The 23,706-nt window shown below is 70.7% G+C and carries 20 protein-coding genes; 9 read left to right on the plus strand and 11 right to left on the minus strand.

What is annotated here, in order from left to right; all coding sequences use genetic code 11:
- Positions 1-80: 80 nt before the first annotated feature.
- Positions 81-2,354 carry a transglycosylase domain-containing protein gene (locus ACICHK_RS21755; protein WP_406838216.1) on the minus strand — a complete coding sequence of 758 codons (2,274 nt, stop codon included), beginning with the start codon at positions 2,352-2,354 and terminating at the stop codon, positions 81-83.
- A 406-nt stretch (positions 2,355-2,760) separates the two neighbouring features.
- Here ACICHK_RS21755 and wblA point away from each other — a divergent pair, with 406 nt between their 5' ends.
- Positions 2,761-3,099, plus strand: a complete 339-nt coding sequence (gene wblA, locus ACICHK_RS21760; RefSeq protein WP_028799159.1) for a transcriptional regulator WblA — start codon at positions 2,761-2,763, stop codon at positions 3,097-3,099.
- A 162-nt stretch (positions 3,100-3,261) separates the two neighbouring features.
- Here the strand turns inward: wblA and ACICHK_RS21765 are convergent, their stop codons facing one another.
- Together ACICHK_RS21765 and ACICHK_RS21770 are read right to left on the minus strand one after the other, a co-directional pair.
- Positions 3,262-4,674, minus strand: a complete 1,413-nt coding sequence (locus tag ACICHK_RS21765) for an ArsA family ATPase (protein ID WP_406838217.1) — start codon at positions 4,672-4,674, stop codon at positions 3,262-3,264.
- Complete coding sequence (locus ACICHK_RS21770; protein ID WP_406838218.1) at positions 4,671-5,648, minus strand: ArsA family ATPase; 978 nt, start codon at positions 5,646-5,648, stop codon at positions 4,671-4,673. Before ACICHK_RS21770 ends, ACICHK_RS21765 begins: the two co-directional genes overlap by 4 nt.
- A gap of 126 nt (positions 5,649-5,774) precedes the next feature.
- Between ACICHK_RS21770 and ACICHK_RS21775 the strand changes: the two genes are divergently transcribed.
- From ACICHK_RS21775 to ACICHK_RS21790, 4 genes are all read left to right on the plus strand, one after another.
- Positions 5,775-5,936, plus strand: coding sequence for a DUF4177 domain-containing protein (locus ACICHK_RS21775; protein WP_075033571.1), 162 nt, complete (start codon positions 5,775-5,777; stop codon positions 5,934-5,936).
- On the plus strand, positions 5,933-6,403 hold the full coding sequence (locus ACICHK_RS21780) for a RidA family protein (protein WP_406838219.1): 471 nt from the start codon (positions 5,933-5,935) through the stop codon (positions 6,401-6,403). The genes ACICHK_RS21775 and ACICHK_RS21780 overlap by 4 nt, the downstream gene beginning before the upstream one ends.
- Before the next feature lie 369 nt (positions 6,404-6,772).
- Positions 6,773-7,642 carry an NUDIX hydrolase gene (locus ACICHK_RS21785; protein ID WP_151472480.1) on the plus strand — a complete coding sequence of 290 codons (870 nt, stop codon included), beginning with the start codon at positions 6,773-6,775 and terminating at the stop codon, positions 7,640-7,642.
- Entirely contained in the window at positions 7,639-8,469 is an 831-nt protein-coding gene (locus ACICHK_RS21790) for an MBL fold metallo-hydrolase (protein WP_406838220.1), read from the plus strand. Before ACICHK_RS21785 ends, ACICHK_RS21790 begins: the two co-directional genes overlap by 4 nt.
- A gap of 57 nt (positions 8,470-8,526) precedes the next feature.
- On the opposite strand, the gene ACICHK_RS21795 is transcribed toward ACICHK_RS21790, so the two are convergent.
- Both ACICHK_RS21795 and ACICHK_RS21800 read right to left on the minus strand, forming a co-directional pair.
- On the minus strand, positions 8,527-9,345 hold the full coding sequence (locus tag ACICHK_RS21795; protein WP_406838221.1) for a nucleotidyltransferase: 819 nt from the start codon (positions 9,343-9,345) through the stop codon (positions 8,527-8,529).
- A gap of 153 nt (positions 9,346-9,498) precedes the next feature.
- On the minus strand, positions 9,499-10,173 hold the full coding sequence (locus ACICHK_RS21800) for a Crp/Fnr family transcriptional regulator (protein ID WP_006382668.1): 675 nt from the start codon (positions 10,171-10,173) through the stop codon (positions 9,499-9,501).
- Positions 10,174-10,614: 441 nt separating this feature from the next.
- Between ACICHK_RS21800 and nth the strand changes: the two genes are divergently transcribed.
- Genes nth through ACICHK_RS21815 form a run of 3 tightly spaced genes read left to right on the plus strand, consistent with a single transcriptional unit; the run spans position 10,615 to position 13,601 of the window.
- The gene (gene nth / locus ACICHK_RS21805; RefSeq protein ID WP_406841281.1) at positions 10,615-11,625 is read left to right on the plus strand and encodes an endonuclease III; all 1,011 of its coding nucleotides are present in this window, start codon (positions 10,615-10,617) and stop codon (positions 11,623-11,625) included.
- Between the two features lie 52 nt (positions 11,626-11,677).
- On the plus strand, positions 11,678-12,388 hold the full coding sequence (locus ACICHK_RS21810) for an NUDIX hydrolase (protein ID WP_406838222.1): 711 nt from the start codon (positions 11,678-11,680) through the stop codon (positions 12,386-12,388).
- 13 nt (positions 12,389-12,401) lie between these two features.
- The gene (locus tag ACICHK_RS21815) at positions 12,402-13,601 is read left to right on the plus strand and encodes a MarP family serine protease (RefSeq protein ID WP_151472485.1); all 1,200 of its coding nucleotides are present in this window, start codon (positions 12,402-12,404) and stop codon (positions 13,599-13,601) included.
- Between the two features lie 41 nt (positions 13,602-13,642).
- Here ACICHK_RS21815 and ACICHK_RS21820 read toward each other — a convergent pair whose 3' ends face one another.
- The 6 genes from ACICHK_RS21820 to ACICHK_RS21845 all read right to left on the minus strand — a co-directional run bounded on the left by ACICHK_RS21820 (position 13,643) and on the right by ACICHK_RS21845 (position 22,091).
- The gene (locus tag ACICHK_RS21820; protein ID WP_151472486.1) at positions 13,643-13,822 is read right to left on the minus strand and encodes a hypothetical protein; all 180 of its coding nucleotides are present in this window, start codon (positions 13,820-13,822) and stop codon (positions 13,643-13,645) included.
- 162 nt (positions 13,823-13,984) lie between these two features.
- Positions 13,985-14,935 carry an alpha/beta fold hydrolase gene (locus tag ACICHK_RS21825; RefSeq protein WP_406838223.1) on the minus strand — a complete coding sequence of 317 codons (951 nt, stop codon included), beginning with the start codon at positions 14,933-14,935 and terminating at the stop codon, positions 13,985-13,987.
- Complete coding sequence (locus ACICHK_RS21830; protein ID WP_151472488.1) at positions 14,932-15,408, minus strand: phage holin family protein; 477 nt, start codon at positions 15,406-15,408, stop codon at positions 14,932-14,934. Before ACICHK_RS21830 ends, ACICHK_RS21825 begins: the two co-directional genes overlap by 4 nt.
- Before the next feature lie 43 nt (positions 15,409-15,451).
- Positions 15,452-16,804, minus strand: a complete 1,353-nt coding sequence (nhaA, locus tag ACICHK_RS21835) for a Na+/H+ antiporter NhaA (protein WP_406841282.1) — start codon at positions 16,802-16,804, stop codon at positions 15,452-15,454.
- A 392-nt stretch (positions 16,805-17,196) separates the two neighbouring features.
- On the minus strand, positions 17,197-19,197 hold the full coding sequence (gene acs / locus ACICHK_RS21840; RefSeq protein WP_406838224.1) for an acetate--CoA ligase: 2,001 nt from the start codon (positions 19,195-19,197) through the stop codon (positions 17,197-17,199).
- A gap of 494 nt (positions 19,198-19,691) precedes the next feature.
- Positions 19,692-22,091, minus strand: a complete 2,400-nt coding sequence (locus tag ACICHK_RS21845) for a SulP family inorganic anion transporter (protein ID WP_406838225.1) — start codon at positions 22,089-22,091, stop codon at positions 19,692-19,694.
- A gap of 326 nt (positions 22,092-22,417) precedes the next feature.
- On the opposite strand from ACICHK_RS21845, the gene ACICHK_RS21850 reads away from it, so the two are divergent.
- A complete protein-coding gene (locus tag ACICHK_RS21850) occupies positions 22,418-23,689 on the plus strand; it encodes a hypothetical protein (protein ID WP_406838226.1) in 1,272 nt (423 codons plus the stop codon).
- Positions 23,690-23,706 lie beyond the last annotated feature (17 nt).

Genomic DNA, 23,706 nt, shown 5'->3' on the forward strand with positions numbered 1-23,706 from the left:
CGGACGCAGAACGCCCCGTGGGCCAGGATCGACTCCTGGCCCACGGGGCGTTCGGGCGCTCGCGCGCTTCCGGTGGACGGTCAGCGCTGGCCGCCGTTCCCGTTGCCGCTGTTGGTGTTGCCCTGGATGAATCCGTCCGGGAAGGAGAAGGAGGGCGTCGGGAACGTCACCCCGCCGTCGCTCTGGCCGACGATGGTGTTGCCGGTGGTGTTGTCGTTGCCCCGGCCGCCGTGGCGGCCGCGGCCGCGGTTGTCGTCGTCCTGGCCCTTGCCCTTGTCCTTGACGGGGTCGGGAATGTTGATCAGGTTGAAGGACGGGGCGTCCTTGCCCTCGAGCGCGCCCGTCATCAGGTCCCGCCAGATCGGGCCGGGGACCTGACCGCCGTACACCTTGTCGTAGTAGGAGCCGCCGATCTGGATGCCCCTCATCTTGACCTGCTGGGTCGCGCTGCCGACCCAGACGGCGCCGGAGAGGTTCGGCGTGTAGCCGACGAACCAGGCGTTCCTGCGCTCGTCGGTGGTGCCCGTCTTGCCGGCGTTGGCGCGGTCGGTGAGGCCGGCCTGCTGGCCCGTACCGGAGTCGATCACGCCGCTCAGCAGGCTGTTGACGGTGTCCGCGGTCGTCTCGGACATGGCCCGCGAGCAGGTCGACTTGGGCACGTCCAGGGACTTCTCACGCTCGCCGACCTGCTGGCTGATCGACTCGATGGCGATCGGGGTGCAGTACATGCCGCGGGAGGCGAAGGCGGCGTAGGCCGTGGCCATGGTGAGCGGCGAGATGCCCTTGGAGCCCAGGGCGATGGCGGGCACCTCGGGGAGCTTGTCGCCGTTGCCCTGGACCACGCCGAGCTTGTCGATCTGGTTCATCACCGGGCACAGGCCGATGTCGGAGATCATCTGCACGAAGTAGGTGTTGACCGACTTGGCCATCGCCTCCTTCAGCTGGTACGGGCCCTGCTCGGACGCGCTCTCGTTCGGGACCTGCTCGTTCGCCTGGTTCGTCCACGGCTTGCTGCTGCAGGTCTGCACCGGGCTCGGGTACGGCATCTTGTTCGGCGAGGAGTACTCCTGCGTCGCGGGCCGGCCCTGCTCCAGCGCCGCCGCGGCCACGAACGGCTTGAACGTCGAACCGGTCGGGAAGCCGTAGTTCGACCCGCCCATGGCGTAGTTGACCGAGTAGTTGTACTCGGTCTCGTTCTTCCCGTAGCCGTACGGCTTCGACTGGCCCATCCCGAGGATCTTGCCGGTGCCGGGCTCGACCAGGGTGGCCGCCGCGGCGACCTTGTCGGACTTGTAGACGTGATCCTTCAGCGAGTCCTGGATCGACGCCTGGGACTGCGGGTCGAGCGTCGTACGGATCGTCAGGCCGCCCTGGTTCCAGACCTTCGCCCGCTCCTCCTTGGTCTTGCCGAAGACCGGGTCGCTCAGGAAGACCTTCTCCACGTACTTGCAGAAGAAGCTGGCGCCCTTGATCGCCGTGATGCAGCCGTTCTTCGGCTGGCTGACGTGCAGCCCGAGCTTCGTCTCCTTGGCGGCGTCGGCCTGCTCCTGGGAGATGTCGTGCACCTCGGCCATGCGCTGCAGCACGGTGTTGCGGCGCTTGAGGGCCTCCTCCTCGTCGTTGACCGGGTCGTACCGGCTCGGCGACTGGACGATGCCCGCGAGCAGCGCCGCCTCCTGGAGGTTCAGCTTCTTGGCGGGCTTGGAGAAGTACCGCTGGGAGGCGGCCTCGATGCCGTACGCCTGCTCCCCGAAGAACGTGATGTTCAGGTAGTTCTCGAGGATCTTCTTCTTGCCCAGCTTCTCTTCCAGCTGGATCGCGTACTTGAGCTCGCGGATCTTGCGGCCGATGGTCTGCTGGGTGGCCTGGGCGACCTTGGTCGGGTCGTCGCCGGCCTCCTCCACGAAGTAGTTCTTCACCAGCTGCTGGGTCAGGGTCGAGGCACCCTGGGCCACGCCGCCGTTCTGCGCGTTCTGGTTGACCGCGCGCAGGATGCCCTTCAGGTCGATCGCGCCGTGCTGGTAGAAGCGCGAGTCCTCGATCGCGACGATCGCCTTCTGCATGTAGGGCGAGATGTCCTTGAGGTCGACCACCGTGCGGTCGCGCGAGTAGACGGTCGCGATCTGACCGCCCTTGCTGTCCAGGATCGTCGTCCGCTGGCTCAGCGAAGGACTCTTCAGATTGTCCGGAATGTCATCGAACCCCTGGACCGAGCCCTTGGCCGCCAGACCGAGCGCACCCGCGGCGGGCAGCGCGATTCCGGCCATGACGGCGCCCGCGAGCACGCTGACACCGAGGAACTTGGCGGCCTGCTGCGTAGGGGACAGACCACCACCCGAGCGCTTCTTTGGCATGAGGGCAGCCTACGTTCTCATTCGCCGGACACGCGTATATGCCTTGGCCTAAGCTGCTCTCAACTGTCACAGCAGTGCGGCCACGTATCAATACGTCCGGCGACCCCGAATCGTTCCGGAGGTTCCGCGCTCCTGTGGAGCGGGTGTCCGAATCAGCCTCGTGTGTCATATGGCGTCCGTTGTGGCGCGACTGAACTGTCCCGGTTTGCCGGGATGGTCGCGCATGTCCTCGGCTCACTCCCCCGGGTGATCTGCCGCTTACGCATAGTCCGTTCGGGCCATTCAAGATTGGGCCCGAAGGGGGTGTTGCGCTGTGCCCACCTTCCGTAACGTCCTCAACTGGCGGCGGTGAATATGCCGCTGCCGCCGTGGGGGAGCCTCGAATTCGGGAGAGGACGGCGCCGGTATGGGCTGGGTAACCGACTGGAGTGCGCAGGCGGCCTGCCGCACTACCGATCCGGACGAACTGTTCGTTCAAGGAGCAGCGCAGAACAGGGCCAAGGCAGTGTGCACCGGATGTCCGGTTCGCACGGAGTGCCTCGCCGATGCGCTCGACAACCGCGTCGAATTCGGCGTGTGGGGCGGCATGACCGAGCGCGAGCGCCGCGCGTTGCTGCGGCGGCGGCCGACCGTCACCTCGTGGCGTCGCCTGCTCGAGACCGCGCGCACGGAGTACGAGCGCGGGGCGGGCCTGCTGCCCCTCGACGAGGAAGAGGTGTACGAGCGCTACGCGGCGGTGGGCTGAGGAGGGCCTCTCGCCCCGTCGAGGACCTCCGTCCCGTCACGGTGGCCGGGGCGGGGCCGGGATCGCCGCTCCCGGGCCCTCAGGGCCGTGCGGGCCCCTTCCCGGGCCCGTCGGCGGCCGCCGACGGGCCCGGGCGAGGTCATCCTCCAGGGGCCTCCGCGCTCAGCTTTCGGGAAGCTCCGGCCGGTGGGCCGCGAGCCGGTTCCCGATGTCCCGCAGCCCCGCGAGATCGTGTACGTCGCCGGGCAGCGCGGCGACTTCGGCCACCGGCACCTCCGGGTGGCGCGCGGCGAAGCGGTCACGTGTGCGCTGCTCCCGGGAGAGCAGCTGCATGCGCTCGGCGTGGAGCCTCAGCAGGCCCGCGGTGAGCTGGTCGATGGATCGCTCGGGGTCCGTGGCGGCGGTCCTGTCCATGGCGGTGGGGTGGTCCGTGCCGGCCGTCCTGTCCGTGGGGGCGGGGGAGCCTTCGTCAGGAGCTGATGACCCGGAAGCCGGTGATTCTGAACTGCCGTACGTGCCGGGAGAGTTACGAAGTCCAGCTTTCCCGTCCGCCTGATCCACAATGCGGGCGTCGGCAAGATTTTCTGCGGCGGTGGTTTCAGGACCCCCGGCATCGCCCGCTCCGGGATCTTCCGCGTCGACGGAGTCGAGATCCTCCGCGGCGGCGAGCGCCCGCTCGGCGGACAGCTGGGCGGCCCCGCTGCCGTGCACCCGGTTGAGCACCAGCCCGGCGAACGGCATGTCCTCCGCGGCCAGCCGCTCCACGAAGTACGCGGCCTCGCGCAGCGCGTCCCGCTCGGGCGCCGCCACCACCAGGAACGCGGTGCCGGGTGCCTGGAGCAGCTTGTACGTGGCGTCGGCCCTGGTACGGAAGCCGCCGAAGGTGGTGTCCATGGCCGCGACGAACGTCTGCACGTCCTTGAGGAGCTGCCCCCCGAGCAGCTTGCCCAGGGTGCCCGTCATCATCGACATCCCGACGTTCAGGAACTTCATGCCGGCCCGGCCGCCCAGCTTCGCCGGCGCCGTCAGCAGCCGGATCAGCCGCCCGTCGAGGAAGGAACCGAGCCGCTTCGGGGCGTCCAGGAAGTCCAGCGCCGAGCGGGACGGCGGCGTGTCGACCACGATCAGGTCCCACTCGTCGCGCCCCCGCAGCTGGCCCAGCTTCTCCATCGCCATGTACTCCTGCGTGCCCGCGAAGCCCGCCGAAAGCGACTGGTAGAAGGGGTTGTTGAGGATGGCCGCCGCCCGGTCGCCGTCCGCGTGCGCCTCGACGATCTCGTCGAACGTGCGCTTCATGTCGAGCATCATGGCGTGCAGCTCGCCTGTCCCCTCGACGCCCTTCACCCGGCGCGGGGTGTTGTCGAGGGAGTCGATGCCCATGGACTGCGCCAGCCTGCGCGCGGGATCGATGGTGAGCACGACCACCTTGCGGCCGCGCTCCGCGGCACGCAGCCCGAGGGCCGCCGCCGTGGTCGTCTTGCCGACGCCGCCCGACCCGCAGCACACCACGATGCGGGTTTGCGGGTCGTCGAGCAGCGGGTCGAGATCGAGGACGCGGGCGGGGTCCAGACTCATGACATCCCTTGCTTACGCAGCTGTGCGGCCAGTTCGTACAGGCCCGCCAGATCCAGGCCCTCGGCGAGCAGCGGGAGTTCGTGCGACGGCAGGCCCAGTTCGGCCAGCACGCTCCGCTGTTCGGTCTCCAGCGTGTACCGCTCGGCGTACTCCTCCGCCTGCTGGAGAAGCGGGTCCACCAGACGCTCGGCGAGCCCCCCGCGGCGCGCGCCGCCGAGGCCGGCCGAGGAGAGCGACTTGGCGATCGCCGAACGCGGAGCGGCCTTCGCCAGCTCCAGGTCGGCACCGTCGAGGAGCGCCGGGCGCACCATGTTCACGATGATCCGGCCCACGGGAAGTTTCGCGGCGCGCAGCTCCACGATCCCGTCCGCGGTCTCCTGTACGGGCATCTCCTCCAGCAGCGTCACCAAGTGGACCTCCGTCTCCGGGGACTTGAGGACGCGCATGACGGCCTGGGCCTGATTGTGTATCGGGCCGATCTTGGCGAGGCCGGCGACCTCGTCGTTGACGTTCAGGAAGCGGGTGATGCGGCCGGTGGGCGGCGCGTCCATCACCACGTAGTCGTACGTGAAGCGGCCGCTCTTCTCCTTGCGCCGCACCGCCTCGCAGGCCTTGCCGGTCAGGAGCACGTCCCGCAGTCCGGGCGCGATGGTGGTCGCGAAGTCGATCGCGCCGAGTTTTTTCAGGGCGCGGCCGGCGCCGCCCAGTTTGTAGAACATCTGGAGGTAGTCCAGCAAAGCCAGTTCGGGGTCGATGGCGAGGGCGTACACCTCCCCGCCACCTGGAGCGACGGCGATCTTCCGCTCCTCGTAGGGCAGCGCTTCTGTCTCGAAGAGCTGCGCGATGCCCTGTCTGCCCTCGACCTCGACCAGGAGGGCGCGCTTGCCCTCGGTCGCGAGGGCGAGCGCTAGGGCTGCGGCCACCGTGGTCTTGCCGGTACCGCCCTTGCCGCTGACGACCTGGAGCCTGCTCACGTATTCGAGCCTAACCAGTCCGCCGCCGGAGTAAGCAGGAGGCTGTGGACAAGCGGCGCCGTCGGCGGCGGGGCAGCGGGCGGCTCGGGCGGGAGACGGCGGTCGCCAGCGGCTACAGTCGGCCACATGACCAAATGGGAATACGCCACCGTTCCGCTGCTCGTCCACGCCACGAAGCAGATTCTGGACACCTGGGGAGAGGACGGCTGGGAGCTCGTCCAGGTCGTGCCCGGCCCCAACAACCCCGAGCAGCTCGTGGCCTACCTGAAGCGCGAGAAGTCCGCGTGAGCGGGGCCGTCGATGCGAAGCTCGCCGAACTCGGACTGAGCCTTCCGGACGTCGTTCCGCCGCTGGCCGCGTACCAGCCCGCCGTGCAGTCGGGCGTGTACGTGTACACCGCCGGGCAGCTCCCGATGGTGGACGGGAAGCTGCCGGTCACCGGGAAGGTGGGGGCCGAGGTCACGGCCGAGGAGGCCAAGGAGCTGGCCCGTACGTGCGCGCTGAACGCTCTCGCGGCGGTGAAGTCGGTCGTGGGCGACCTCGACCGGATCGCGCGTGTCGTCAAGGTCGTGGGCTTCGTGGCCTCGGCGTCGGACTTCACCGGGCAGCCGGGTGTGCTGAACGGCGCGAGTGAGCTGCTGGGGGCCGTGCTGGGCGACAAGGGGGTGCACGCCCGGAGCGCCGTCGGCGTGGCCGTGCTGCCGCTGGACGCGCCTGTGGAGGTCGAGATCCAGGTGGAGCTCACGCACGCGTAGCCCTCCGGGGTGTCACCGGGGGCGGTGTCCCTCCGGTGGGGGTCGGGGCCGTGCCGGTGCATCAGCCCGTCGCCGTCGGACGAGAGGTGGGCGTCGGTGGCGACGGGCATCGATGTACCGGCACGGCCCCTTCCGCCGCATCCCGGCTGCGGGTGATCGATGGCTCGGGTGCAGTTCCTCACCGGCGTGAGAATCCAGCCCCTCCGGCGTTCGAGGAGCGGGGTCCGGGGCGGAGCCCCAGGGGTGATGGGGCTCCCCCCTGGTCGAGCGAAGCCGAGACCTTGGGGGAGGGTAGGGGCGGAGTGGCGAAAAGGGCTTGTGGGGCGGTGAGGTCTCGAACATCCGCCCGGCTCGGGATAGCCTCCGGCCATGGGGAATGGGCAATGGTTTCCAGCGGAGTGGCCGGAGCGGATTCGGGCGCTCGCCGAGGGCACGCTGACGCCGGTCGCGCCCCGGCGCGCCGCCACGGTGATGCTGCTCAAGGACGGCGAGGCCGGCCCTGTGGTCCACATGCTGCGCCGACGCGCCTCCATGGCCTTCGCCGGAGGCGCGTACGCCTACCCGGGCGGCGGCGTGGACCCGCGTGACGACGAGCACCAGATCCGCTGGGCTGGGCCCACGCGCGCGTGGTGGGCGCGGCGGCTCGGCGTGGACGAGACATCGGCCCAGGCCGTCGTCTGCGCGGCCGTACGGGAGACGTACGAGGAGGCGGGCGTCCTGCTCGCCGGCCCCAGCCCGGACAGCGTGGTCGGCGACACCACGGGGGACGACTGGGAGGCGGACCGGGCGGCCCTGGTCGCCAGGGACCTGTCCTTCGCCGAGTTCCTCGACCGCAGAGGACTCGTGCTCCGCTCGGACCTGCTCGGGGCCTGGGCCCGCTGGATCACCCCGGAGTTCGAGTCCCGCCGCTACGACACGTGGTTCTTCGTGGCCGTCCTCCCGGAGGGCCAGCGCACGCGGAACGCCTCCACGGAGGCCGACCGTACGGTGTGGATCCGCCCGGCCGACGCGGCGGCCGGGTACGACAAGGGCGAGCTGCTGATGATGCCGCCCACCATCGCGACCCTGCGCGGGATCGTGGAGTACGAGAGCTCCGCCGACGCCCTCGCCGGCGCGGCCGCCCGTGATCTGGCCCCCGTCCTGGCCGAGGCGCGCCTGGAGGACGGCGAGGTCGTCCTCTCCTGGCCCGGACACGACGAGTTCACCAAGCACGTCCCGACCGGCGGAGCCCCCGCATGACCGACGCAGCGGCCCTTCCCGGCCAGCCGCGGGGCACGGTCCTCTCCGGCCCCGCCACCGCGCGCGCGGTGAACGTCCTCGCCCCCAACGCGTCCGCGATGACCCTGGACGGCACGAACACGTGGATCGTGTCCGAGCCGGACTCCGAGCTCGCGGTCGTCATCGACCCGGGCCCCCTGGACGACGTACATCTGCGCAATGTCCTGGACACGGCCGAGAAGGCCGGGAAGCGGGTCGCGCTGACCCTGCTCACGCACGGGCATCCCGATCACGCGGAGGGCGCGTCGCGCTTCGCCGAACTGTCGGGGACCGCCGTGCGCGCCCTGGACCCCGCGCTGCGGCTCGGGGACGAAGGGCTGGCCGCGGGAGACGTGATCGGCCTCGGCGGGCTCGAACTGCGCGTCGTGTCGACTCCCGGGCACACCGCCGACTCGCTGTGCTTCCATCTCCCGGCCGACCGGGCCGTACTGACCGGGGACACCGTCCTGGGACGCGGTACGACCGTGGTGGCCCATCCCGACGGGCGCCTGGGCGACTATCTCGACTCCCTGCGCCGGCTCCGCTCGCTGACGGTCGACGACGGCGTCCACACCGTCCTGCCCGGTCACGGACCGGTCCTCGACGACGCGCAGGGCGCGGTCGAGTTCTACCTCGCCCATCGCGCCCACCGGCTCGCCCAGGTCGAGACCGCCGTCGAGAACGGCCTCCGGTCGCCGGAGGAGGTCGTCGCCCGCGTCTACGCGGACGTGGACCGGTCGCTGTGGCCCGCGGCCGAGCTGTCGGTGCGGGCGCAGATGGACTATCTGCGGGAGCACGGGCTCATCTAGGGCACGGGTCCGGGGCCGCGGCGCCCGAGGCGCTCCGCGGGGTTCTGGAGGGGGTCTTCAGGGGCGGGGCGTCTTGATGCCGTGCACGCGCGCGTACTCCCCGGCCAGCCACGGTCCCAGCTCGTACGCGTACGAGTGGAGCACGGCCGGGTCGCCGGTCGGTTCGTGTCCGCGTACGGCCGCGCCGCGCATGTCGGCGGCCCGCTCCGGGTAGTACGCGCCGAACGCCCCGGCCATCTCCCCGAGGTCGCTGGTCCAGCCGTTCCAGCGCGGCATGACGAGCGTGAAGCCGGTGCGGACGAGGTGCCGGGACATCGAGCGGACCAGCGGGCGCCTGGCCTCGTCGGTGTCCGCGGCCGCGGCGATCCGTTCGCGCCAGCGCGGCAGCAGCAGGGCGAGGTCGCCGTTCGTCTCGCGGGCCAGCAGCGCGTCGGGGCGGTAGCGCGGAAGCCGTCCGGCCAGGTCCTCGCCCAGGAGCGGGGTGCAGAGACAGGCGACGAACCAGCCGAGGTCGTGTCTCTCCAGGTCGCTCAGCAGCCGCGCACGGCTGAACAGCAGCGTTCCCACGCCGTCGATCTCGGTGAACTCCTCGTCGAGCGCCGCTTCGAGCGCGCGGGCGTCGGCACGGTCCGCGCCGGTCGGCTCGTCCCGCAGGGACAGCAGCAGATCGAGGTCGGAGCGTCCCACGCGCGCGGTGCCGCGCGGGATCGAGCCGTAGAGGTACGCGCCGTCCAGCCGGGACCCGAAGACGTCCAGGAGGCGCTCACGGGCCGCCGCGACGAGGGGCCGGAAGGCGTACGGGACGAGCGCGAGTGATCCCTCGCGCTCGATGTGTCCCCGGGCGTCGAGTCCTCTGCGATGTCTCTGCGCGGCCATGCGCCCACTGTGCCGCGAGGGCTGCCGCAGCGCAGATCATTTATGGCTGCGCGGCTGGCGGCGGACGGCCGCGGGCGTCTTCGGCCCGGGGACACGCCGACGGGGTCCCGCCTCGGAAGGAGGCGGGACCCCGTCGGCGTACGGGCGGAAGCGTCAGCGCGAGCGCTTGGCGAGTCTCTCCACGTCCAGGAGGATCACCGCGCGGGCCTCCAGGCGGAGCCAGCCGCGGCCCGCGAAGTCGGCGAGCGCCTTGTTGACGGTCTCGCGGGAGGCGCCGACCAGCTGGGCCAGCTCCTCCTGCGTGAGGTCGTGCACGACGTGGATGCCCTCTTCGGACTGCACGCCGAAGCGGCGCGACAGGTCGAGCAGGGCGCGCGCGACACGGCCGGGCACGTCGGAGAAGACCAGGTCGGACATCTGGTCGTTGGTCTTGCGCAGGCGCCGGGCGACGGCGCGCAGCAGGGCGGCGGCCACCTCGGGCCGCGCGTTCAGCCACGGCTGGAGATCGCCGTGGCCGAGGCCGAGCAGCTTGACCTCGGTGAGCGCGGTGGCGGTCGCCGTGCGCGGACCCGGGTCGAACAGCGACAGTTCGCCGATCAGCTCACCGGGGCCGAGGACGGCCAGCATGTTCTCGCGCCCGTCGGGGGAGGTGCGGTGGAGCTTCACCTTGCCCTCGGTGACCACATAGAGGCGGTCGCCGGGGTCGCCCTCATGGAAGAGGGCGTCGCCTCGCGCGAGGGTCACCTCACTCATGGAGGCGCGGAGCTCCGCGGCCTGCTCGTCATCGAGCGCCGCGAAGAGCGGGGCGCGCCGCAGAACGTCGTCCACGAGTTCTCTCCTTGTCGGCCTGCTCAGGGGATCTTGCTCCCCCTTGGTACCAGGGGACCGTGTTCCCCATCTTGCCGGACGGTCCAAACAGTGTGATCAGTCACAAGTCTGCCGCACTGACGTCCCAACCAGTGCGGCAGGGGGCCAATTGGGGGCCGATCTTCGGGGTCCGGGGCGGATGCCGGTGCCGGGCTTTAGGCTGGCCGGGTGTCCAAAACGCCGGTGAGAGCACAGGCCAAGGGGGCTGGGCAGGTGGCCGCACACCACGATTCCGCTGTGGGCGAACAGGCCCCCGGCGGAACCAAAGAAACGACAGAAGAGACAGAAGCGACACCGGTGAAGGCGGTGCGGAAGACGGCGCCCGAGGCCGTGTCCGAGGGGGCGTCGGCTGCGGCCGGCGGGAAGAGCGCGAAGAAGGCCGCCCCTCGGACCGCCAAGAAGGTGACACCCGCGAGAACGGCCGCCGGGAAGACGGCACCGGCGGGAGCGGCCTCCAAGAAGGCTGCACCGGCGGGAGCGGCCTCCAAGAAGGCTGCCGCCGGGAGAACCGCCGCAGGGAAGGCCACTCCGGTGAAGGCGGCTGGGAAAGCGGCCTCCAGGAAGAAGACGAAGACGGCGTCCGGTGAGGCCCTCTCCGGGAAGGCCGCGTCCGTACGGCCCGCCGCCGCGCCGCCGCGCGACGAGTCCCGCACCGCCCTCGTCCGCCGTGCCCGCCGCATCAACCGCGAACTCGCCGAGGTGTACCCGTACGCCCACCCGGAACTGGACTTCGAGAACCCCTTCCAGCTGGTCGTCGCCACGGTCCTGTCCGCCCAGACCACCGACCTGCGGGTGAATCAGACGACGCCCGCGCTCTTCGCCAGGTACCCGACCCCCGAGGACCTCGCCGGGGCCGACCCGGAGGAGGTCGAGGAGATCCTGCGCCCGACCGGGTTCTTCCGGGCCAAGACCAAATCCGTCATAGGGCTTTCCAGGGTCCTGCGGGACGACTTCGGGGGCGAGGTGCCCGGCCGCCTCGAAGACCTCGTGAAACTTCCCGGAGTGGGCCGCAAGACCGCCTTCGTCGTGCTCGGCAACGCCTTCGGGCGGCCCGGGATCACCGTCGACACCCATTTCCAGCGGCTCGTGCGACGCTGGCGGTGGACCGCGGAGACCGATCCGGACAAGATCGAGACGGCCGTCGGCGGGCTCTTCCCGAAGAGCGAGTGGACCATGCTGTCGCATCACGTGATCTTCCACGGCCGCCGCATCTGTCACGCCCGCAAGCCGGCTTGCGGCGCCTGCCCCATCGCCCCGCTCTGCCCGGCGTACGGGGAGGGCGAGACCGACCCCGAAAAGGCGGAGAAGCTCCTGAAGTACGAGAAGGGCGGCTTCCCCGGACAGCGGCTCAACCCCCCGCAGTCCTACCTGGACGCGGGCGGCAGGCCCGCACCCCCGCTGGGCGCCGGATGACGGAACGAACACGGCCTCGGCGGGCGTTGGAAACAGCAGAACGGGGGTGGCGATGAAGCACGCAGGCGGCACACAGGACGCGAGCAACACGCAGGGCGGGCCGATGCTCAGCAAGGACGGTCTGCCCGGCTGGCTGGGGCCGGTCGCGCGGGTCGCGGAGACCGTGGAACCCCTCCAGCTGAGCCGCTTCCTGCCGCCGGCCAACGGCGCGGGCCGCCAGTCCGCGGTGCTCATCCTCTTCGGCGAGGGCCCGCGCGGTCCCGAGCTGCTGCTCATGGAGAGGGCGGGCACCCTCAGGTCGCACGCCGGACAGCCGTCCTTCCCCGGCGGCGCCCTCGACCCCGAGGACGGCGACCCGGCGGCCGACGGACCGTTGAACGCCGCCCTGCGCGAGGCCGAGGAGGAGACCGGTCTCGACCCGAGCGGCGTCCAGCTCTTCGGCGTCCTGCCCAAGCTGTACATCCCGGTCAGCCGTTTCGTGGTCACCCCGGTCCTCGGCTGGTGGCGCCGCCCGACGCCGGTCGGCGTCGTCGACCCGGGCGAGACGGCCCGGGTCTTCACCGTCCCCGTGGTGGATCTCACGGACCCCGCCAACCGCGCGACCACCGTGCACCCCAGCGGTCACCGGGGACCGGCATTTCTGGTCGAATCGGCCCTGGTCTGGGGTTTCACGGCCGGGGTGATCGACAAGATCCTGCATTTCGCGGGCTGGGAGCGCCCGTGGGACCGCGAGAAGCAGGTCCCGCTCGACTGGCGCTCGTGACAAGGTGACCTTCGTGAATGTGCTGGACATCCTGTTGCTGGTCGCCGCCGTGTGGTTCGCGATCGTGGGCTACCGCCAGGGCTTCGTCGTCGGCATCCTGTCGGTGATCGGCTTCCTGGGCGGCGGTCTCGTCGCCGTCTACCTGCTCCCGGTCGTCTGGGACTGGACGACCGACGACAGCAAGGTGAGCACGACCGCCGCCGTCGTCGCCGTGGTCGTCGTCATCGTCTGCGCCTCCGTCGGCCAGGCACTCACCACACACCTCGGCAACAAGCTGCGCCGGTACATCACTTGGTCACCGGCCAGAGCCCTGGACGCGACCGGCGGCGCCCTCGTGAACGTCGTGGCGATGCTGCTCGTCGCCTGGCTGATCGGCTCCGCCCTCGCCGGCACGACGCTGCCGACGCTCGGCAAGGAGGTCCGCAACTCCAAGGTGCTGCTGGGGGTTTCCCGCGCGCTTCCCAACCAGGCCAACACCTGGTTCGCCGACTTCTCCTCGGTCCTCGCGCAGAACGGCTTCCCGCAGGTCTTCAGCCCGTTCGCCAACGAGCCCATCACGGAGGTCCAGCCGCCCGACCCCCGGCTCGCCGCCAGTCCCGTCGCCACCCGCTCGCAGAACTCGATCGTCAAGGTCATGGGCACCGCCCAGAGTTGTGGCAAGGTCCTCGAGGGCACCGGTTTCGTCTTCAGCGACCGCCGTGTGATGACCAACGCGCACGTGGTCGGCGGGGTCGACGAACCCACCGTCCAGATAGGCGGCCGGGGCAAGAAGTACGACGCCACGGTCGTCCTCTACGACTGGGAGCGCGACATCGCCGTACTCGACGTGCCGAACCTGAAGGCGCCCGCGCTGCGGTTCAGCACCGGGGACGCGAGCAGCGGTGACAGCGCGATCGTCGCCGGGTTCCCGCAGAACGGCTCGTACAACGTCCAGCCCGCGCGCGTGCGGGGCCGCATCACGGCCAACGGCCCGGACATCTACCACCGCAAGACCGTGCGCCGCGATGTCTACTCGCTGTACGCGACGGTCCGCCAGGGAAACTCCGGCGGACCGCTGCTCACACCCGAGGGCAAGGTGTACGGCGTGGTCTTCGCGAAGTCGCTCGACGACGCCGAGACCGGCTACGCGCTCACCGCGGACGAGGTCCGGCAGGACATCGCCAAGGGGCGCACGGCCGACCAGCAGGTGGACAGCGACAGCTGCGCGCTCTGACCGGTGGGCGGGGCCTCGGCCGCGGGTCTCGGCCTCGGGTCTCAGCCGCGTGGATGGCGCAGCCGCACGGAGACCCAGCGGGCCCGGCGCCGCAGAATGCGCGGAATCCCCACGCGGGGATCCGTGCCCGTCAGCTGCGGGTCGCCTCCTCGATGAGAGCTCGGACCTGCGGCCGAGCGGCGATCGCGTGCTGCGTCACTGTAGTCGTGCGTCCAGCCCATACCCCGACGTCTGCCCCCGCCCCAAGGTCGATAACCTCGCCCCGGCCCCTCAATTGGCCTATGCGCCGGGCAATTGGCCTTTCGTAGGACGGGTGTTCACGGTCCGCGTTCCGGACACGGCACCGGGTGTGTCCGGACGGTCGCGCGCGGGTGACCGAGGTGTCACCGATCGGGTTCCGGATCCTTCAGCCAGTTGATCAGTTCGGTGGAGAATGCGACCGGATCCTCTTCGTGCGGGAAGTGGCCGAGCCCGTCGAACAGCCGCCAGCGGTAAGGCGCTTCGACGTACTCCCCGGAGCCCGCCGCACTCCGCGTCCGCATCACCGGATCGAGCGAACCGTGCAGATGCAGTGTCGGCACCCGCACAGGCCGCTTCATGCGCCGGTTGAACTGGATGCCGTCCGGGCGCGCCATGGACCGCACCATCCAGCGGTACGGCTCGATGGAGCAGTGCGCGGTCGAGGGGATGCGCATGGCCCGGCGGTACGTCTCCAGGGTCTCCTCGTCCGGCTGCCGGGGGCCCGACCAGTCGCTCACCAGACGGCCCACCAGGGCGGCGTCGTCGGCGAGGAGTTGGCGCTCCGGGATCCAGGGGCGCTGGAATCCCCAGACGTACGAGCCCGCCGCCGTCTGTCTGACGTCGGAGAGCATCGCGGAACGCCAGCGCCGCGGATGCGGCATGGACGACACCGCGAGCCGGCGGACCAGCTTGGGCCGCATGGCGGCCGCCGTCCACGCCAGATAGCCGCCGAGGTCGTGTCCGACCAGGGCGGCGTCGGGCTCGCCGAGGGAACGCACGACCCCGGTGATGTCGAGCGCGAGGTTGGCGGGGTCGTAGCCGCGCGGGGTGCGGTCGCTGCCGCCGACGCCCCGCAGGTCCATGGCGACGGCCCGGAACCCGGCGTCGGCGAGCGCGACGAGCTGGTGCCGCCAGGTCCACCAGAACTGCGGGAAGCCGTGCAGCAGCAGGACGAGCGGTCCGTCGCCGAGCTCGGCGATGTGGAAACGCGCGCCGTTGGCGGCCACGTCGCGGTGCGTGACCTTGCGGCCGCCGGGAAGGTCGATCCGTACGACCGAGGTGGGTTGAGCCGAAGGTGTGGCGGGGTCCGTCATGAGGATGAGCGTGCCACAGCCTCGACGGCGTCCTCGACCGGTTCGGGCCGGGGGTGCGGCTTGGCGTTCTGCAGAACACCCGCCGTCTCCTTCACGGAGGCGGCGACCTTCTGCGGTCCCTTGCCCTTCTTGGCCTTCTTGGCGAAGACCGTGCCGATCAGCGCGAGCACGGCCGCGACCAGCACGTTCGCCGCGAACGACAGCAGGAAGCAGATCGCGAGGTTCCAGTCGCTCCAGGTCCGGATGCCGTACGCGAGGGCGAAACTGAGCATCGGCAGGGAGAAGATCAGGACCGCCCCGGCCGCCGAGAACGCGCCGCCGCTGACCGCGCCGCGCTTGACGTCCTGCTTGAGCTGCGCCTTCGCCAGCGCGATCTCGTCGTGCACCAGCGCGGACATCTCGGTCGTCGCCGCGGCGACCAACTGGCCGATACTGCGTTCGGCACCGACCGGCGTCCCGTCGGGTGCGCTCATCGCGATCTCCCTCTTCTGCATGTGTTTGTACAGTCCTGTCAGATCATGCCGGACCGTCGTCCCCCTCGCCTGCCCCACCCGCCACTTCGCCAAGCCTGCGGTGTTCCGCGGCCTTCCGTTCATAGATCTCGGCCATGCGCAGGTGGTACGCGGGATTGTCCTTCTCGTAGATGTCGGGGATGCCGTCGAGGTCGTCGTCGCGCTCCTCGGCCTCGCACAGCGAGCGGTACTTGGAGTTGCGTATCTTCAGCAGCGCCGTGGCGAGCACGGCCGCGACGAACGAGCCGATCAGGACGGCCGCCTTGGTCTCCTCGGTGAGGATCGGGTTGCCCTCGTAGGCGAGTTCGCCGATGAGGAGGGAGACGGTGAAGCCGATGCCGGCGAGGGTGGCGACGGCGACGACGTCGGCCCATTCCAGGTCGTCGCTGAGCGAGGCCCTGGTGAACCGGGCCGTCAGCCAGGTGCCGCCGAAGATGCCGACCGCCTTGCCGACGACGAGTCCGAGCACCACGCCGAGCGTCTCGGGCCGGGTGAACACGTCGTGGATCGCGCCGCCGGAGACCACGACGCCCGCGCTGAACAGGGCGAACAGCGGCACGGCGATCCCCGCCGACACCGGGCGCACGAGATGCTCGATGTGCTCGCCCGGGGAGTGCTCCTCGCCTTCGCGCTGGTGGCAGCGGAGCATCAGGCCCATGGCGACACCGGCGATGGTGGCGTGGATGCCGCTGTTGTACATCAGGGCCCAGATGACCAGCGCGAGCGGGACGTACACGTACCAGCCGCGTACTTCCTTGCGCAGCAGCAGCCAGAAGAGGCCGAGGCCGAGGAGGGACCCGCCGAGCGCCGCGAGGTCGATGGAGGACGTGAAGAACACGGCGATGATCAGGATCGCGAACAGGTCGTCGACCACGGCGAGGGTGAGGAGGAAAGCGCGCAGGGCGGACGGCAACGACGTCCCGATGACGGCGAGCACGGCGAGCGCGAAGGCGATGTCGGTGGCGGTGGGGACGGCCCATCCTTCGAGCGAGCCGTGGCCGGAGACGTTGGTCAGGACATAGACGACCGCGGGAACGGCCATGCCGCAGACCGCGGCGGCCACGGGCAGCACGGCGGCCTTCGGGTCCCGCAGATCCCCGGCCACCAGCTCGCGCTTCAGCTCGATGCCGGCGACGAAGAAGAAGATGGCGAGCAGCCCGTCGGCCGCCCAGTGCTCCACGGACAGGTCGAGCCCGATGGCGGCCGGTCCGAAGTGGTAGTGGGAGACGGTCTCGTAGCTGTGCGGCAGGGTGTTCGCCCAGATCAGCGCCGCGACCGCGGCGATCAGCAGGAGCACTCCGCCCACGGTCTCGGTGCGCAGCGCGTCCGCCACGAAGTTCCGCTCCGGCAGGGACATCAGGCCGAGGAACTTGCGGGGGGCGGTGCCGGTGGGTGTGGCCACGGGGAGGACCTCCGGTCGAGCAGGCAGGACGGAGCACTCGCCGACCAGACTTCCCGGCACACCATGAACGATCTTGTCACGTCTTTGACGCTTTGCTCACCTTACCCACGGTGCGGCCGGCTCGGTGGGGGGATCTTCACGTTACGGCCGAACCGGGCACGGGGCCTGTCGGCTGGGCCGATGGGGCGCCGCGGCGACGACCGCCGACGGATCGGGCCTCGCGGGCCCCGCGGTCGTCGTGGGCGCGGGCGGAAACACCTGAGGGGGTGGAAACACCTGAGGGGTGCGGGAGCACGGTGACCGTGCTCCCGCACCCCTCAGGGCCGGGCCGGCGGGGTGAGCCCGCCTCAGTCCTCGCTGGGCGCGGCCGGCAGCTTCGCCTGGATCAGATCCATGACCGTGCTGTCGGTCAGCGTCGTGACGTCACCGAGTTCACGGTTCTCGGCGACGTCGCGCAACAGACGACGCATGATCTTCCCGGACCGGGTCTTCGGCAGCTCGGCCACCGGCAGGACCCGCTTCGGCTTGGCGATGGGACCGAGCGTGGTGCCCACGTGGTTGCGCAGCTCCGCCACCAGTCCCTCGTCCTCGGCGGAAGCCGTCCCGCGCAGGATGACGAAGGCGACGATCGCCTGCCCGGTGGTCTCGTCCGCGGCGCCCACGACGGCCGCCTCGGCGACCGCCGGGTGGGAGACGAGGGCCGACTCGACCTCGGTCGTCGAGATGTTGTGCCCGGACACGAGCATCACGTCGTCGACGCGCCCGAGCAGCCAGACGTCACCGTCGTCGTCCTTCTTGGCGCCGTCACCGGCGAAGTACTTGCCCTCGAAGCGGGACCAGTACGTGTCGAGGAACCGCTGGTCGTCACCCCAGATCGTGCGGAGCATCGACGGCCACGGCTCGGTCAGCACGAGGTAGCCGCCACCGCCGTCGGGCACCTCGTTCGCCTCGTCGTCGACGACCGTGGCGGAGATGCCGGGCAGCGCCCGCTGTGCCGAGCCGGGCTTCGTCTCAGTGACCCCGGGCAGCGGCGAGATCATCATCGCGCCGGTCTCGGTCTGCCACCAGGTGTCGACGATCGGCGTCCGGTCCCCGCCGATGTGCTTGCGGTACCAGATCCACGCCTCGGGGTTGATCGGCTCGCCGACCGACCCGAGCACCCGCAGCGAGGTGAGGTCGAACTTCGCGGGGATGTCGTCGCCCCACTTCATGAACGTGCGGATGGCCGTGGGCGCCGTGTAGAGGATCGTCACCCCGTACTTCTGCACGATCTCCCAGAACCGGCCCTGGTGCGGCGTGTCCGGGGTGCCCTCGTACATGACCTGCGTCGCGCCGTTCGAGAGCGGCCCGTACGTGATGTACGAGTGCCCGGTGACCCAGCCGATGTCGGCCGTGCACCAGTACACGTCCGTCTCCGGCTTGAGGTCGAAGACGGCGTGGTGGGTGTACGAGGCCTGCGTGAGGTAGCCGCCCGAGGTGTGCAGGATGCCCTTGGGCTTCCCGGTGGTCCCGGAGGTGTAGAGGATGAACAGCGGGTGCTCGGCGTCGAACGCCTCCGGCGTGTGCTCGGCCGACTGCCGTCCGACGACGTCGTGCCACCACACGTCGCGGCCCTCGGTCCAGGCGACGTCCTCACCGGTGCGGCGCACCACCAGCACCTTGTCGACGCCGTCGACCCGGCTCACCGCGTCGTCGACGGCGGGCTTGAGCGCGGACGGCTTCCCGCGCCGGTAACCGCCGTCGGCGGTGATGACCAGCTTGGCGTCGGCGTCCTGGATGCGGGTGGCGATCGCGTCGGCGGAGAAACCGCCGAAGACCACCGAGTGCGCCGCGCCGATACGGGCGCACGCCAGCATCGAGACGACGGCCTCGGGGATCATCGGCAGGTACACGGCGACCCGGTCGCCCTTGCCGACGCCCAGCTCGGTGAGGGCGTTCGCGGCCTTCGACACCTCGTCCTTGAGCTCGGCGTAGGTGATGGCCCGGCTGTCGCCCGGCTCACCCTCGAAGTGGATGGCGACGCGGTCACCGTTCCCGGCCTCGACGTGCCGGTCCACGCAGTTGTACGCGACGTTCAGCTTCCCGTCGGCGAACCACTTCGCGAACGGCGGGTTGGACCAGTCCAGTGTCTCGGTCGGCTCGGTGGCCCAGGTCAGCCGACGGGCCTGCTCGGCCCAGAAGCCGAGCCTGTCAGCCTTGGCCTGCTCATACGCCTCCGCGGTGACATTGGCGTTCGCCGCCAGGTCGGCGGGCGGCGCGAACCTGCGCTCTTCCTTCAGCAGGTTGGCCAGGCTTTCGTTGCTCACGACATCTCCCTTTCCCAGGGTGTCCGTTGTGTCCCAGGCCACAGCTCATCAGACCGGGGGCCCGGTGACAAGGGTCGATCGTAAATTGGTTTAGACCTATCCTGTGTCGTCGGGCCGGGCCTCGGCCCGCGCCGTACGTCCTCGCCCCGCGGTACGGCCCCGCTGCCCTTCGCGAGACCACACGGGTCCGCACGAGTCTGCCCCTTCGGGACACGTCCGTACCGCCCGTCGGATTCATACTTCGGGTTCGCCCCGTCCGCGCCCACGGGAACGTGCCGCCCCGGTTTTCTCAACCCCCACTCCGCCCCGTACCCCGGCTCCCCGTGCCCCGGTTCCCCGCCCCCTTCCCCCGCCCCGTGCCCCCGCCCCCGCCCTCCTTCCCCTCGTGCTTCCCCGTCCGGCGCCGCGAGCCCCGGCACTCCGTCGTGCAACCGGGCGGACCGGCGCCTCGCCCGGCGACCGGGACCGGAACGCCGGCGGCGGAGGTCGTTCGTGGTGCGCGGCCCCGCCGACCAGGGCCGCGCACCACCGCCCGATCACACCGGGTGTTGCGGTTCCTCCGCCACGCCCGCGTGATCGAAAGCGCCCACGTGATCGAACAGCTCGGTCCCGTCGACGTCGGCCAGCAGATACGCCTGGGCCTCCCCGACGTGGAAGTACATCCCCTGCAGTTCGAGCGCGCCCTCCCGCAGGGCCCGTGCCACGGACTCATGTGCGCGCAGGTGCTCCAACTGCTGCACCACGTTGCTCAGGCAGAGCTGCTCCACCGCGTCGGCGGGTGCCCGTCCGGCGATCCGTGCCCACGGCCTGTCGTCCGCGGCCATCCGGTCCAGGCTCGGCCGCCCGTGCCGCAGCCACCGCTTGAGCGGTGTGAGCGCCCCTCCGGGCTCGGAGGCCAGCAGGGCCTGCATGGCCCCGCACCCGGAGTGCCCGCACACCGTGATGGACCGCACCTTCAGCACGTCCACCGCGTACTCGATGGCCGCGGCCACCGAGTCGTCCCCGCTCTCCTCTCCGGGCGGCGGCACGAGGTTGCCCACGTTCCGTACGACGAAGAGGTCGCCTGGACCACTGGATGTGATCATCGAGGTGACGAGCCGGGAGTCGGCGCAGGTCAGGAACAGCTGGGAGGGCCGTTGTCCTTCCCGGGCCAGCCGGGCCAGCTCGTCGCGCACCAGGGGTGCGGTGTTGCGCTGGAACGCGCTGATTCCGCGCGCCAGTTGATGTCCGCTCGGTCTGGTCTCGCCGCTCTCCTTCTCCTCCTGTCCGTCCGAGCCGTCCGAAGACGCGTCCGAGGGCGGGGATCCTGGTTCGGCGGCGGCGTCGCACTGGTGGTTCCGCCAAGGTGTCCAGGGCCGGCAGCGGCAGTGTCCGGAGGTCTCGGGCTCGGCGATCCGCGTTCCGCTCCGTCCGCCGAGATCGACCGTGCCTCCTTGGGCGACGTGGGTGCTCTGCCAGTCCTGCAGCGACTCGTACGCGGCGTGGTCCATGAACGAGCCGTCCAGCCGCACGACGGCGTCCGCACCTCGGGGCACGAGGTGCAGGGCGCGGCTGAGCCGGGGCACCGCGAGGAACGTCAACTGACCTCGTACATGTACGTGATGGACTCCTTCCCTCTCTTCGTGTGTGATGCGGGTGCGGCCGAGGCGGTGCAGGGCGACACCGACGGCCACGGAGACACCCAGGGCCACGCCCTCGAGAACCCCGAGGAACACGACGCCGAGCGTGGTGACGGCGTACACCAGCACCTCACGGTGGCGGGTGACCGTGCGGATGTGGAGCAGGGACACCATCTGGATGCCGACGGCCATCACCAGGGCGGCGAGCGATGCGAGGGGGATCAGCTCCAGGATCGGGACCATCAGCAGCGCGGCGATCACTACGAAAACGCCGTGCAGGATCGTGGAGTTCCGGCTGACGGCACCCGCTTGCACATTCGCGGAACTTCGTACCGCGACCCCGGCGACGGGCAGTCCGCCGAGCGCGCCGGAGACGACATTGGCGGCGCCCTGTCCGAGCAGCTCCCGGTCGAGGCGGGAACGGCCCACGCGGCCCTGGAGTTCCGGACGGCCGCTCACCAGCTTGTCCACCGCGACGGCCCCCAGGAGCGACTGCACGCTGCACACCAGCGTCACGGTGAGGACGGCGGCGACGACGCCGAGCACCGGGCCCTCGGGCAGCCCGGCCAGCGCGTGGCTGCTCCAGGACGGCAGTTCGACCCGGGGCAGCTTCAGTCCCGTGGTAGAGGCGGCCAGGGTGGCTCCGGCGACGGCGATCAGCGCGGCGGGGACCTTGCGCAGCACCTGCCCGGCCCGCCCGGGAAGGCGCGGCCAGGCGAACAGCAGCGCCAAGGTCAGCACGCTCATCGACAGTGCCGCGGGGTGCGTGCGAGCCACCTGGTCCGGCAGCGCGACGAGGTTGTCCAGAACGGAGCTCTGCGGGGTGCCTCCCAGCACGATGTGCAGCTGGGCGACGGCGATGGTCACCCCGATTCCGGCGAGCATGCCGTGCACGATGGCGGGGCTGACGGCCAGGGCCGTACGGGCCACGCGCAGGCAGCCGAGGCCCAGCTGGGCGATTCCCGCGAACACGGTGATCGCGCAGGTCGCGCGCCAGCCGTAGTGCTGGATGAGCTCGGCCGTGACGAGGGTGAGTCCGGCGGCGGGCCCGCTCACCTGGAGCGGCGAGCCGCCGAGCCGTCCCACTACCAGTCCGCCGGCGGCGGCGGCGACCAGGCCGGCCTGGAGCGGCGCGCCGGTGGCGAGGGCGATGCCGAGGGACAGGGGAAGGGCGATCAGGAAGACCGCGATCGAGGCGGACAGGTCGGCGCCCGCGACGCGGAAGCGTCGGGGCGGGGTCGGTGGGGGGCTGTGGGGCTGATGGATCTGCGCGGGCCGAGTCGAGTCGGCGGCGCGGGTGGGGACGCAGGCAGACATGGTTCCCGTCTCCTCCGGGGCAGCGCGGTCGCGGAACAGGTGGTCCCCCGTCCGAAGTGGCGGGGGCGGGTCGCGGCCGTGGGTCACGGCGTGCAGCGGCGGGATTTTCAACGTTCGGTAAACGGATCGTAATGCAGAGTAAAGGGTCGATGTCGAAAATAGGAGCAAATGGGGCATTGATTCATCCCCTGGGGTGAAGTGAGCCTTTGATCGGCTTGTCGTACTTATTCCTTCTCGGTCCCGTGAAACCTTGGCGGCGCCGCCGGTGCCCAGCCGCACCGGCGCCCCGACCGGCGCTGCCCGACCGAGGAGAAGGAGGGTGGAACATGGCCGTCACCCAGAGGACCGCCACGGGTGTGGCGCTCGCCGCGGCCTGCGCCACGGCGCTCGCCGGTTGCGCGGGCGGCACCACGGCTTCCCCGGAAGGCGCGCGTGGCGCGAGGAAGGCCGTGGGGGCCCCGGCGCCCAGGGCCCCGGTCCGCCTGATCGGCGACGGTTCCACCTCGTACACCGGGGCGCAGCCGCATCTGCCGCGGCCCGAACGGCTGAAGCCGGGGCAGCGGCCGCCGCAGTTCGTGGTCTTCTCCTGGGACGGTGCCGGCGAGGACGGCCAGAAGCTCTTCTCCCACTTCCGGAAGCTCTCCAGGGCCAACGGGGCGACGATGACGTACTTCCTGAGCGGCGTGTACATGCTGCCGGAGGACAAGCGTGATCTGTACCGGCCGCCGCAGCACTCGCCCGGCAGCTCGGAGATCGGCTTCAACGACGAGCGGGGCATCGCGGACACCGTGAAGCAGCTGCGCGGTGCGTGGCTGGAGGGCGACGAGATCGGCACGCACTTCAACGGTCACTTCTGCGGTGCGGAGGCCGGGGTCGGCCAATGGTCGGTCGCGGACTGGAAGAGCGAGATCGCCCAGGCGAAGTCGTTCGTGAAGTCCTGGAGGACCAACTCGGGCCTGAAGGAAGCGGCTTCGCTGCCCTTCGACTACGACAAGGAGCTCGTCGGAGCCCGCACCCCCTGTCTGGAGGGCCGGGAGAACTTCATGAAGGCGGCCCGTGAGCTGGGCTTCCGCTACGACACCAGCGGCGTCGGCCACCAGGTCTGGCCAGAGAAGAAGGAGGGGCTGTGGGATTTGTCGATGCAGCTCGTGCCCTTCCCCGGGCACTCCTACGAACAGCTCGCCATGGACTACAACTTCATGACCGGCCAGTCGGGCACGCGGACCCAGGGCGACCCGGGCAAGCGGAAGCTCTGGGGTGACCAGATGCGTGACGGACTGCTGAGGGGCTTCGACCGTGCCTATGACGGCAACCGGGCGCCGCTGATCATCGGCAACCACTTCGAGTCGTGGAACGGCGGCACCTACATGCGTGCCGTCGACGAGGTCGTCGAGCGCGTCTGCACCAAGGCCGAGGTGCGGTGTGTCTCCTTCCGGCAGCTGGCCGACTGGCTCGACGCCCAGGACCCGGCCACCCTCGACAAGCTCCGCGGTCTCCAGGTCGGGGAGGCACCGAAGCGGGGCTGGGCCTCCTTCCTCGCCCGCCGTCCGGCTCCGGCCCCGAAGGGCGTCCCCGGGGCGCCGGCGGTCAAGCCTTAGCGGCGCCCCGGGCGGTC

The organism is Streptomyces sp. AHU1, from assembly GCF_045343905.1.
In the GTDB taxonomy this organism is placed as follows: Bacteria; Actinomycetota; Actinomycetes; order Streptomycetales; family Streptomycetaceae; genus Streptomyces; species Streptomyces triticiradicis.

Bases quoted from the DNA above. Each gene is read 5' to 3' on its own strand.
- ACICHK_RS21755 (WP_406838216.1), bottom strand. From the start codon at position 2,354: ATGCCAAAGAAGCGCTCGGGTGGTGGTCTGTCCCCTACGCAGCAGGCC.
- wblA (WP_028799159.1), top strand. From the start codon at position 2,761: ATGGGCTGGGTAACCGACTGGAGTGCGCAGGCGGCCTGCCGCACTACC.
- ACICHK_RS21765 (WP_406838217.1), bottom strand. From the start codon at position 4,674: ATGAGTCTGGACCCCGCCCGCGTCCTCGATCTCGACCCGCTGCTCGAC.
- ACICHK_RS21775 (WP_075033571.1), top strand. From the start codon at position 5,775: ATGACCAAATGGGAATACGCCACCGTTCCGCTGCTCGTCCACGCCACG.
- ACICHK_RS21785 (WP_151472480.1), top strand. From the start codon at position 6,773: ATGGGGAATGGGCAATGGTTTCCAGCGGAGTGGCCGGAGCGGATTCGG.
- ACICHK_RS21790 (WP_406838220.1), top strand. From the start codon at position 7,639: ATGACCGACGCAGCGGCCCTTCCCGGCCAGCCGCGGGGCACGGTCCTC.
- ACICHK_RS21795 (WP_406838221.1), bottom strand. From the start codon at position 9,345: ATGGCCGCGCAGAGACATCGCAGAGGACTCGACGCCCGGGGACACATC.
- ACICHK_RS21810 (WP_406838222.1), top strand. From the start codon at position 11,678: ATGAAGCACGCAGGCGGCACACAGGACGCGAGCAACACGCAGGGCGGG.
- ACICHK_RS21820 (WP_151472486.1), bottom strand. From the start codon at position 13,822: ATGGGCTGGACGCACGACTACAGTGACGCAGCACGCGATCGCCGCTCG.
- ACICHK_RS21825 (WP_406838223.1), bottom strand. From the start codon at position 14,935: ATGACGGACCCCGCCACACCTTCGGCTCAACCCACCTCGGTCGTACGG.
- ACICHK_RS21830 (WP_151472488.1), bottom strand. From the start codon at position 15,408: ATGAGCGCACCCGACGGGACGCCGGTCGGTGCCGAACGCAGTATCGGC.
- nhaA (WP_406841282.1), bottom strand. From the start codon at position 16,804: ATGTCCCTGCCGGAGCGGAACTTCGTGGCGGACGCGCTGCGCACCGAG.
- ACICHK_RS21845 (WP_406838225.1), bottom strand. From the start codon at position 22,091: ATGTCTGCCTGCGTCCCCACCCGCGCCGCCGACTCGACTCGGCCCGCG.
- ACICHK_RS21850 (WP_406838226.1), top strand. From the start codon at position 22,418: ATGGCCGTCACCCAGAGGACCGCCACGGGTGTGGCGCTCGCCGCGGCC.